This window comes from Rhizobium sp. rho-13.1 (genome assembly GCF_007000305.1).
Classification (GTDB): Bacteria; Pseudomonadota; Alphaproteobacteria; order Rhizobiales; family Rhizobiaceae; genus Rhizobium; species Rhizobium rhododendri.
Genome location: NZ_SCFL01000099.1, coordinates 1 through 367, shown reverse-complemented (window position 1 = coordinate 367; position 367 = coordinate 1). Strand labels below are relative to the sequence as shown.

Genomic DNA, 367 nt, shown 5'->3' with positions numbered 1-367 from the left:
CGGCCAAAGCAGTAGCCCGTTCCGACCGCGCAATCGCTAGCTCTGCTTCCAGGGCTGCAGCATGATCACGGTGATTTCCCGAGCCGGTTTCCATGCTCGAAGTGAATCACATAACCACTGATTTGTATAGCTTTTTTTGGTGCTGCCGCACGCAATCCCGCCAAAAAAACGCTATCCCGCGCTCGTCGGGCGCCATGTCTGCTGCGGGTTTCGCCAGTCAATTCCCTCAAGCAGATAGGACATCTGGCCAGCCGTCAGCGCAATCGCTCCACCCTCCGTCGCCGGCCAGATAAAGCGGCCGCGCTCGAGCCGCTTGTACCTCACAACAGAATGCAGCCACTGCCAACGCAGATACGCAGTTAGTGCG

General features: G+C 58.3%; 1 protein-coding gene. It reads right to left on the bottom strand.

All coding sequences use genetic code 11. The features are described from left to right. Window positions 1–171: 171 nt before the first annotated feature. Window positions 172–367: IS66 family insertion sequence element accessory protein TnpB (gene tnpB, locus EQW76_RS28815; protein ID WP_143123536.1), on the bottom strand; the 196-nt coding region annotated here is incomplete at its 5' end.